At 30.3% G+C, this 7,722-nt stretch carries 5 protein-coding genes; 3 read left to right on the top strand and 2 right to left on the bottom strand.

What is annotated here, in order from left to right:
* Together ACI9TV_RS15235 and ACI9TV_RS15230 are read right to left on the bottom strand one after the other, a co-directional pair.
* The coding region (locus tag ACI9TV_RS15235) for an efflux RND transporter permease subunit (RefSeq protein WP_415251681.1) at nt 1-893 on the bottom strand (893 nt) is incomplete at its 3' end.
* Entirely contained in the window at nt 886-1,590 is a 705-nt protein-coding gene (locus tag ACI9TV_RS15230; RefSeq protein ID WP_415251680.1) for a hypothetical protein, read from the bottom strand. The genes ACI9TV_RS15235 and ACI9TV_RS15230, both read right to left, overlap by 8 nt.
* 85 nt (nt 1,591-1,675) lie before the next feature.
* On the opposite strand from ACI9TV_RS15230, the gene ACI9TV_RS15225 reads away from it, so the two are divergent.
* The 3 genes from ACI9TV_RS15225 to ACI9TV_RS15215 form a co-directional block, all read left to right on the top strand.
* Entirely contained in the window at nt 1,676-2,386 is a 711-nt protein-coding gene (locus ACI9TV_RS15225; RefSeq protein ID WP_415251679.1) for a DUF445 domain-containing protein, read from the top strand.
* A gap of 571 nt (nt 2,387-2,957) precedes the next feature.
* Nucleotides 2,958-5,954 (top strand): chemotaxis protein CheB, encoded by a 2,997-nt coding sequence (locus ACI9TV_RS15220; protein WP_415251678.1) that lies wholly within the window; start codon nt 2,958-2,960, stop codon nt 5,952-5,954.
* Nucleotides 5,951-7,722: PAS domain-containing protein (locus ACI9TV_RS15215; RefSeq protein WP_415251677.1), on the top strand; the 1,772-nt coding region annotated here is incomplete at its 3' end. The genes ACI9TV_RS15220 and ACI9TV_RS15215, both read left to right, overlap by 4 nt.

The following is a 7,722-nucleotide window of genomic DNA, read 5'->3' as shown; positions in this document are numbered from 1 at the left end:
CGTAGAACTTTAGATAACTCTATAGCATTCCCATTTTCACCCTTTGAAATAACAAGGGTTAATGCCTGCTTTGAGTTAAATGTTGATAGCGTTTTTGTCTGAGGGTGGTGAAGTTTTACCTCAGCCACATCCCCAAGTTTTATGTATTTGCCTTCTATATTTAAAATTGCTTCTTTATACTCTTGTACATTTTCTTTTCCATTTGTCGTAGAGATAAATGCGAAACTTCCCGCTTCTTCTATCTTACCAATAGGAAAAATATAAGAAAGGTTTTTAATCGCAGCGATAACATTTAAAGGGTTAAGTCCATAAGCCATAATAGCTTCTGAATTAATACTTATTAGTATCTCTTCATCTGAATCACCACGGATAGAAATTTCACTAATATTTGAGATTTTTGAGAGTTTAGATTTTATATCCTGAGCAATTACAGTAAGTTCACCTAAAGATAGTTTATTTGATGAAACTGCGAGATTAATAAGTGGTCTATTTTTATCTAATAGTTTAGCTATGGGCTCATCCATATCTGAGGGTAGAAACTGTTTAGAAATAGCTACAGAGTCTTTTACCTTACTAAGTACATTAATTCTGTTAGAGCTTTCGTTGAGGGTTAAAATTATTATGAAAGAGCCTGGAGTAATTGTAGTTTCAGTTTTATCTATGCCACTGATATTACTCAGTTCATCTTCAATGTCACGAACAACCATCTTGTCCATATTTGTTGCACTTGCTCCTGCATAAGCACCTTGAACACTTATTTTATCAAGTTCAACTGGAGGAAACATCTCTTTAGGAATATTTACATACGCGTTATAACCTAAAAAAAGGAAAAAAATAAGAAGCGCATAATTGAGCCTCTTATTTTGTAAAAAATACTCTATAAACTTAATCATTATCTGCTTGTTTTTTTGTATTAGAATTAGCAATTTTAAATACTGTGATTCCAGCTGCTAGTAATGCAAGCGCTGCTAGAGCAACAAGGTATATAATATACTCTTCAATTTGGGATTTTTCTTCTTTTTCTATCTGTACAGGTTCTGAAATACTTTCTTCTTTATAGGCAGTATCTTGTTCAACTGGTGTCTCTTGAGCAGGTTCTTGTATTAATATTTCGTTTTTATCTTCAGTTTGAACAAGCTCAGGTTCGTCATTTATGGTAGACTCTACTTCTACAATCTCAGATTTTAACTCTTTTTCTTCATGAGCTGTATCTTCAATGATTTGTTCCACTTTAGCTTTTTCTTCGATCTCTTCTATGCTTTGAGCATCTTTTATATTTTTTGTTGGGTATTTGAGTACAAAAGCGTCACCGTAATACACTTTAAAAACATTTATCGTGTTAAGAAGGTCTCTGTAAGAGTCAAATGCGTTAATCGAAACAACTGTGTAATCACTTATCACTGTGTTAATCGTTCTCAGTGAATTGTCCTTCATAAAGTCTTGAAGTTGTATATCCTTTTGTATTTGCTTATTTACAGTTTCTAAAGCTCGTTCACCATTAGCTTGTACTGAGTAACTCCCAAGTATAATTTGCGTTTGCCCAGAAAACAGTAAACTCGACAGCATAAACAACATAAATATAAATTTCATTTTGACTCCTTTAGTATGATTATACCTAAATATTTCCTTATAAATTTACGCTATACTCTCAATCAATATATCAATAGGAACATACTTGACAATCAATAAAAGTCTACTCACAAATCTCATCGCCATTCTCTTCATTTCCTTGTCTTTTATAATAAAAAACGACTACTCTTCACTCTTACTTTTTACCGGTCTTTTTGCACTCTCTGGTGCTCTTACAAATCAACTTGCAATCCATATGCTTTTTGAAAAAGTTCCTTTACTTTATGGATCGGGTGTAATCCCTACTCGCTTTGAAGCATTTAAAGAAGCTATCAAAAACCTTATGATGCAAGAGTTTTTTACCCGTGAACAACTTGACACATTTTTTGCAAGTGAAGAGAAAAAGATCAACCTTGAACCAATCATAGAAGAAACAGATTTTGCCCCAGCTTTTGACGCACTAAGTAAAACAGTTATGGAATCATCTTTTGGCGGTATGCTTGGCATGTTTGGTGGCGAATCAGCACTTGATGCACTTCGTGAACCATTTTCAAATAAAATGAAAGCTGCTGTTATTAAAATAGTGAATTCTGACACTTTTAATGCAACACTAAGTTCTCACATGCAAAGTTCATCTTTAAATGATGATATGCTTGAATCTATTGAAAATGTAATAGATTCACGACTAGATGAACTAACACCACAAATGGTGAAGGAGATTGTTCAAAAGTTAATTAAAGAGCATCTTTCCTGGTTAGTTGTATGGGGTGGTGTATTTGGTGGACTAATTGGATTAATTAGCTCATTCCTAATATAGTCCTTAAATAAGCTATATTAAGATATTAATTATTAAATTTTACAACATTTTTTTACAACATATTATCTTTAACCTGCTAAATTTTAATAAATCATAGCAAATGTTGCAGAAAAAATATATTTGTACAATAAAAAACTTTGTCATATCAATGCCAATTTGGAACTGGAGTTTAACACTTTCTCAATTGCTTATATTTTTTAAAAGCTTACTTGTTTCTTCCAAAAGTCCTTAAGGTTTGTGGAACACAGAAAACTAATATGAGTGCTTCGTGTTCCAAATATAAGAGTTTCTTGAATTTTTCACATTTAACAGATACATCCAAATTATATTTTATAGGCATATAATGACAGCAAATTTAATTTATTTTTTATATTAATGCCTACGACTACTATTTTTTTAATCTTCATTAACCCAGATTTCAAATACTGTGACCAACAGTTGACCTATATCCTTTGTATAATGCAAAAATAGAAATACCATTTTATAGCCAAGTCCTTTATAAGTATAAAATATATCTTATAAAACTTCGATTATTAATAATACTTATAAAATAAACACAAGGTTTAATCTAATGAAAAGAGAAAAAGAGTTAATAATAGTTGGGATAGGTGCAAGTGCCGGAGGTTTAGAAGCCTTACAACTATTCATACAAGGTTTACCTGAAAAAACAACTAAAATGGCATATATTATTGCTCAACATCTTTCACCAACATACAAAAGTCTTATGGTTGAACTCTTAAGTAAAAATACTAGTCTTGAAGTTTTCCCAGCAGAAGATGGATTAACTATACAAGCAAATACAATCTATGTTTGTCCACCAAACGAAAATATCTTTGTTGAAGATAATGTAATTTTACTAAGTAAACCAAAATTAAATATCAATGGTCCAAAACCATCTGTAGATCTCTTATTTGAATCTTTAGCTGAAAATAAAAGTGAAAAAAGTATAGGTATTATTTTATCAGGGACAGGAAGTGATGGAAGTCGTGGTGTTCGAGCTATTAAGGCTGCTGGAGGTTTTACATTAGTTCAAGAGCCAACAACTGCGAAGTATGATGGTATGCCAAATTCTGCGATTAACACTGGAACAGTAGGGATTGTTTTACAAGCTGAGAAAATGGGTCAAGAGCTTGTAGATATATTAGATTTTGCGGATAAAGCGATTATTCCAAAAGCGATAAAAGATTCTCAAAATATATATAAAAATATTTTAAATAAAGTTCATGATGTTAAAGGTGTTGACTTTAATCTTTACAAACCAAGCACAATCGAGAGACGAATTGAGCGAAGAATGATTGCTTTAAAAATAATAAGTATGGCTGATTATTATGCTTATATCTTAAAAAATAAAGATGAACCGGAAGCACTATTTGAAGATATACTTATTGGGGTTACTTCATTTTTTAGAGATGGAGATTCTTTTTCCTCATTGATAGAACAGTTTGAAGCATATTTAAAAAATAAAGAAGGAACTCAAATTAGAATTTGGGCACCAGCATGTTCAACGGGTGAAGAAGCTTATAGTATAGCAATTGTTTTAAGTGAGATTTTAGGTGCTAACATAGGTAAATATAATATTAAGATCTTTGCCACAGATATTGATGAAAATGCATTATTTTTTGCAAGAAAAGGAATCTATCCAGAAAGTGCCCTTATTGAACTTGATAAAAAATTACGCAGTAAACATTTTATGATAAAATCTGAGCATTATGAGGTTATAAAACCTATAAGAGAGATGATTATATTTTCAAAACATAATATTTTAAAAGATCCAGCTTTTTTACGATTGGATATGCTAGTGTGTAGAAATCTTCTTATCTATTTTTCGCAAGAATTACAAAAAAAACTTTTTCCAGAATTTCATTATGCACTGAATGATAATGCCATATTATTTTTGGGTAAAAGTGAATCTGTAGGGCATTTTCAAAGTTATTTTAAAACTATTGACACAAAATGGAAAATATATCAATCCACTTATCTCGGAAAAAAGAATCCACCACCAACTGCACAAGCATATGAAAAAAATGATTTGATAAACAGTGCAAAAATTATTAGCGAAGTAAAAAAACCAACTATAGGTGATATTGTAGTTGATTATGTAACTGAAAATATTCTTCCTATGGCTATCGTTGTGAATGACAGTATGGATATCGTATTTGTAAAAGGGGCAAATCCTTATCTTACAAGACCTGACGGAGAACAAAGTCAAAATATTTATAGAAATATCAATTCTGCTTTAAGTATAGAGTTAAGAGCTTCTATTCATATGAGTGCGAAAGATAATACTGTGTCAAAATCAAATTTTCAAAAAGTTATTTTACTTGATGAAGTAGTTAAATTTGTTCGATTTGTTGTTATACCCATTAAGAAAAAAAATCAATCAAATTTAACTCTTATTTATTTTCAAGAGGAAGATTCTAAAGACTTTAGATATTACAATTCAGAAGTACCAGAAAATAATGATGCCCATCATAAAGAGCTAGAAGATGAGCTCTCAAGAGCAAAAGAGTATCTTCAAACAGTTATAGAAGAATTAGAAACAAGTAATGAAGAGATGCAAAGTTTAAATGAAGAGTTGCAAAGTTCAAATGAAGAGTTGCAAAGTTCAAACGAAGAACTTGAAACAACAAATGAAGAACTACAATCAACAAACGAAGAACTACAAACAGCATATGCAGAACTACGTTCAATTTATGATGAAAAAGAAAGCTCCACTCGTCAAATAAAAGAGATAAATAAAAAGTATGAAAAGACTAATAATCGACTCGAAGTAGCACTCATGGGAGCAAATCTAGGTATATGTGATTATCATATTCCAGCGATTGAAGGCGATATTTGGAGTGAAGAATGGACTAATATCCTTGGCTATAAACAAGGGGAATTACCTTCTGATAAAACAAATATGAAAGAGTGGCTTTATAATCATATTCATGAAGATGATTTATCAGATTTTAGTAAAAATTATGAAAATTACGTTAATGGTACAATTGATGCATTTAGAAGTAGCCATAGAATGATTAATAAAAAAGGCAAGACAATATGGGTAGAGTGTCTTTCTGCGGCTTCCAATAGAGACAAGGATAATAAAGTATTACATGCTGTAGGGACGTTAAAAGATATTACAAAAGATGAAAAAATAAAATTATCACTTTTTGAGAGTGAGGAACGATTATCTTTAGCTACTCAATCAGCGAATATTGGCTTATGGGAGATGGATATGATCACAAAAGTTGTCTTTTGGGATAAGCGCTCTTATGAAATTTTTGGCGTAAGTGATACAACAGAACTATTACCTGAGGTATGGAATGATTTACTTCATAAGGATGATGTAGTAACAGTACAAGAAGAATTTGGTAACGCAATAAAAGAGAAACGATTTTATAGTTTATTATTTCGTATAATAAAACCTAATAAAAAATTGGCTTATGTTCAAGGCTCTGGTAACCCTATCTTTGATAAGAAGGGTACATTAATTAAGATTGTAGGCACAAATATTGATCTTACCGAACATATGCTAGAAAATATTAAAAGAGAGTTTTTAGTGATCGAAAATGAAGGTAATAAGTGAAAAAAGAAGAATATGAGAGATTAAGGAATCTCGCTTTAGATAAACTAGAAAATTCGTCTGCAAATATACCAGAAAATCATCTTAATAAAGGGATGGATGAACTTATTCAAATTAATGAAATTTATCAAGCTGAGCTAGAAGCACAAAATGATGAACTTCAAACTAACATCTTTAATTTAGAAGAGGCTCAAAGTGAACTAGAAATTCTTTTTACTCATGCACCAATTCCATATATGTTATTAACGAAAAAATTCAATGTAACTAGAGCGAATAAAGAAGCGTTGAGAATGTTTAATTCAAAAACTTTTCTTTCTAAAAATATCCCTTTTTATACACATCTATATAAAGGTGAAATGACCAAGTTCTTAGATTGGATACATAACAAAAATGAATTTCATCCTTCATTAGAGGTACTACTTCATACAAAGGTAGGTTTTAGATATTGTATATTGCATTATCATAAATGGTCAACAGATGATAGTGACACTTTTTTACTTTCAATTATAGATGTGCATTCCAAAAAAGAAAAAGATGATAGATTTAAAGCACTTTTTGACAATACACAACAAGGTGTTGTATGCTTAAATGCAGATAATAGCATAGTCGATTTGAACTCAACTGCATTAAAGATTATCGGTAAAAAAGAAGCAGAATGTATCGGTAATCAACTTAGCTATTTTAATTGGACATTTGTAGGTGAGGATGGGGAAATAGTTTCTTTAGATGAATTGCCATTTGCTAAAACAGCTCAAAAAAAAGAGTCAACGGGTCCATTTGTTTTTGCTATCAAAAGACCTCAAAATAATAATATAATATGGTTAAAAATTGAGTCAATACCACATTTTAGCCCTAAAAATCAAGAAATAATAGGAGTGTTTTATATCTTTACGGATGTTAGTAAGGAGTACATATTAACTAAAGAATTAAATCAACAATTAGAAAATTTTAAACTTCTTGGGAATAATATACCTGATGTCATTATCAGGATAAATGATAAGAAAGAAATTTTATTTATTAACAAAAAGGGTGAAGAGTTTTTTAACCTCAATATAAATTATAGAAAGAATATTGACTTATGTAGTTATCCTATTTTTAAAACACAACAGGCTGAAAACATATGTAGTATTTTTAATGATTTAAATAAATTAGATGACCCTATTACCTATTCATTAAGTTATAAAATTAATAGAGTAAATAAGAATTACTTTATAAGAATAATTCCTGAAATATCTAAAGATATTAAAAAACTATTTTTAATCATAATTGAAGATATAACTGAACGTATAGAATCTGAAGATATGTTTAATCAACTTTTCTACAATGCCTCAGACGCTATTGTCCTAACAGACCATAGCACTGGAAAAGTAAAATCAATTAACTCAAAAGCTCGTAAACTTCTTGATGTTAATCCTGAATCACTAGAAGAATATTCATCCATAGATGCGCTTGAGTCATTTCAATCTAAAGAGTTGACCGATAAGCATATAGATACTTTAGATAATCAGGGACAAGATAGTTATGAAGTAATACGAATATTAGATGATAATACTAAGCAATATTTAAAGATTTATAGTACTCTGATTGATATTGGTGATGAAGTTTATCATCAATCAATCATCCATGATTTGACAGAACATAAATTACTAGAACTTCAACTAAAGCAAAGTTCAAAAGTTTTTGAGCATACAACAGAAGGAATTTTAATAACTGCTTTGGATGGATCAATTATCTCTGCAAATGATGGATTTTTAAAGATTACAGGTTACTC

Origin of the sequence: Sulfurimonas sp. (assembly GCF_047622445.1) — a bacterium.
GTDB lineage: Bacteria > Campylobacterota > Campylobacteria > Campylobacterales > Sulfurimonadaceae > Sulfurimonas.
This window is presented reverse-complemented; position numbering and strand designations above follow the sequence as displayed.